The sequence below is a fragment of the Photobacterium sanguinicancri genome, assembly GCF_002265265.1.
Lineage (GTDB): Bacteria > Pseudomonadota > Gammaproteobacteria > Enterobacterales > Vibrionaceae > Photobacterium > Photobacterium sanguinicancri.
Window position 1 is genome coordinate 1 of sequence record NZ_NOIF01000294.1, and the last position, 3473, is coordinate 3473.

Annotated in this window: 2 protein-coding genes; both read right to left on the reverse strand. The window is 43.9% G+C overall.

Translation table 11 applies throughout. The annotated features are described in order from the left end of the window. Positions 1-119 precede the first annotated feature (119 nt). Positions 120-2396 carry a formate C-acetyltransferase gene (gene pflB / locus ASV53_RS23280; protein WP_094958890.1) on the reverse strand — a complete coding sequence of 759 codons (2277 nt, stop codon included), beginning with the start codon at positions 2394-2396 and terminating at the stop codon, positions 120-122. Between the two features lie 60 nt (positions 2397-2456). Beyond that, positions 2457-3329 carry a formate transporter FocA gene (gene focA / locus ASV53_RS23285; RefSeq protein WP_083540795.1) on the reverse strand — a complete coding sequence of 291 codons (873 nt, stop codon included), beginning with the start codon at positions 3327-3329 and terminating at the stop codon, positions 2457-2459. Positions 3330-3473 lie beyond the last annotated feature (144 nt).

Sequence of the window (3473 nt, forward strand, 5' to 3'; positions counted from 1 at the left end):
TCCCAAGAACGGTAAAACCAAGACCTCAACGATATGCCAAAAATAAGAAAGCCGCTCACCTTAAGTGAACGGCATTAGACCATAAGGTCGGTTTTTTAACAACAAATCAGAAGTCTAGATTATAGAGATTCTGTGAAAGTACGTGCGATTACGTCTTTTTGTTGTTCAGTCGTTAGAGAGTTAAAACGCACAGCGTAACCCGATACACGGATAGTTAGCTGAGGGTAGTTCTCTGGGTGCTTAACTGCGTCTTCTAGCGTTTCGCGGTTAAGAACGTTAACGTTCAGGTGTTGACCGCCTTCGATGCCTGCTTCATGGTGGAAGTAACCATCCATAAGACCAGCAAGGTTAGCTTTTTGCGTATCAACTTCTTTACCTAGCGCGTTTGGCACGATAGAGAAAGTGTAAGAGATACCATCTTTAGCGTCAGCAAACGGTAGTTTACCTACAGATGTTAGAGATGCTACAGCACCTTTCTCATCACGACCGTGCATTGGGTTTGCACCCGGTGCGAAAGGAGCACCTGCTTTACGGCCATCAGGCGTGTTACCTGTTTTCTTACCGTATACAACGTTAGATGTAATAGTAAGAATAGACTGAGTTGGGATTGCATCGCGGTACATTTTCAACTTACGGATTTTGCCCATAAATGTTGAAACTAGTTCACAAGCGATGTCATCTACACGTGAGTCGTTGTTACCAAATTTAGGGTAATCACCTTCGATTTCAAAGTCGATAGAGATACCGTCTTCGTCACGGATAGGCTTAACTTTTGCGTACTTGATAGCAGACAGTGAGTCAGCAGCAACAGATAGACCAGCAATACCACAAGCCATTGTACGACGAACGTCACGATCGTGAAGCGCCATTAGAGAAGCTTCGTAGCTGTATTTGTCGTGGCTGTAGTGAATGCTGTTTAGTGCAGTCACGTACTGTGTTGCTAACCAATCCATGAAGTGATCTAGACGATCCATCACATCAGCGTAATCTAGAACTTCGTCAGTTACTGGCGCAGTTTTAGGACCGATTTGCATTTTAAGCTTCTCATCAACGCCGCCGTTGATAGAGTAAAGCATAGTTTTTGCAAGGTTAGCACGTGCACCGAAGAACTGCATTTGCTTACCAACAACCATTGGCGATACACAACAAGCGATAGCGTAGTCATCAGAGTCCATGTCTGGACGCATTAGATCATCGTTTTCGTACTGGATAGAAGAAGTATCGATAGATACTTTTGCACAGAAACGTTTGAAGCCATCAGGTAGCTGCTCAGACCAAAGAACAGTGATGTTCGGCTCTGGAGAAGGACCCATAGTGTATAGGCTGTTTAGGAAACGGAAGTTTGAACGCGTTACTAGCGTACGTCCGTCAAGGCTCATACCACCCATTGATTCTGTTGCCCAGATTGGGTCACCAGAGAATAGCTCATCGTATTCAGGCGTACGTAGGAAACGAACCATACGTAGCTTCATTACGAAGTGGTCGATCATTTCTTGTGCTTGAACTTCAGTGATTAGGCCAGCAGCGATATCACGTTCGATGAAGATATCTAGGAACGTAGAAGTACGGCCTAGAGACATTGCAGCACCATTTTGTGATTTAACTGCAGCTAGGTAGCCGAAGTAAGTCCACTGAATAGCTTCTTGTGCATTAGTTGCAGGACCAGAGATATCACAGCCGTATTTAGCTGCCATAGTTTTGATCTGACCTAGAGCACGGTGTTGCTCTGCAATTTCTTCACGAAGTTGCATAGTCATTTGAACATCTTCGCCAGACTCGAAACGCTCTTGTAGAGACGTGAATTGAGCGAATTTGTCTTTCATTAGGTAGTCGATACCGTAAAGTGCTACGCGACGGTAATCACCAATGATACGACCACGGCCGTATGCATCAGGAAGACCAGTCAGAACACCAGACTTACGACATTTCATGATGTCAGGCGTGTAGATATCGAATACACACTGGTTGTGTGTTTTACGGTATTCAGTGAAGATTTTAGAAACTTCAGGGTCTAGCTCACGACCGTATACTTTGCATGAACCTTCAACCATACGGATACCACCGTTAGGGATGATAGCACGCTTAAGTGGCGCTTCAGTCTGAAGGCCAACAATCGTTTCAAGATCTTTGTTGATGTAACCTGCGTCATGCGCAGTAATGGTAGAGATAACAGAAGTATCGAAATCAACAGGAGCATGAGTGCTGTTTTCCTGTTTGATACCTTCCATTACTTGAGTCCAAAGCTTGTTAGTCGCTTCAGTACCTTCAGATACTAGGAAAGACTCGTCACCCTCGTAAGGAGTGTAGTTTTTCTGGATGAAGTCACGAACGTTTACATCGTTCTGCCATTCGCCAGCAGCGAAACCTTCCCAAGCTTTAGCAAATTGCTCAGCCATTGTATACCTACCTATATTCTATTCAGTAGAAAAAATAATCGTGTTATCGACATCTAAAACTTAGTGATGGCCTTGGCCTTTAAGTTCTGGACGGCGATGGATAATCCAATAAGTCATACCAACTAAGAAGCCACCACCAAGGATGTTACCTATGGTTACAGGGATCAGGTTGTTAAGAACAAAATGACTTACCGTTAAATCTGCGAATTGCGATGGATCAACACCTGCCATGGTCCAAAATTCAGGACTAGCGAAAGAGTGAATCACGATACCCATCGGAATCATAAACATATTAGCAATGCTGTGCTCAAAACCACACGCTACAAACATAGCAACAGGGAGCAGCATTACCATAATTTTATCAGTTGCGGTTCGACATGAAAATGTCATCCACGTCGCAAGGCAAACCATCAGGTTACATAGCATACCCAATACTACGGCTTGGCCAAAAGTATGGTGCAATTTATGTTGTGCAATTTTCATTGCATTGATGCCCCATTGGCCGTTAGCACCCATGTGTTGCTGTGCAATCCAAATGCAAGCGACAAAGAAAGTAGCACCAACAAAGTTACCTAAGTAAACAACAACCCAGTTGCGTAATAGTTGAGCCGTTGAAATACGACCACTTGCGCGAGCAACTGTGGTGAGTACTGAAGAGGTGAACAGTTCACCACCACAAATAACGACAAGAATAAGACCAAGACTAAATGCAAGACCACCAACAAATTTGGCCATGCCCCAAGGCATATCACCAGCACCTGTTGTCACGGTGGTATAGAAAACAAAGGCGATAGAAATAAATACGCCAGCAGTAATAGCAAGGAAGAAGGATTGTAGTGGGTTCTTCGTTGCTTTGTAGACACCAACTTCTTCGGCTTTATGCGCCATCGCTGGTGGCATGAGGGCGTCAAACGGGTTGTTTTCAGTCTTCAAAGGAATGCTCTTTAAGTTCAAATTTTTGCTGACTGAATAATAGCAAATGGCAGCGCTCAAAAAGTTGACCCAGATCATGGCGGTGAAATTATATAACAAGATGGGTCGATTTGTTATATGTCATACAAACTTAAGTGTTTGTTT

Bases quoted from the DNA above. Each gene is read 5' to 3' on its own strand.
- pflB (WP_094958890.1), bottom strand. From the start codon at position 2,396: ATGGCTGAGCAATTTGCTAAAGCTTGGGAAGGTTTCGCTGCTGGCGAA.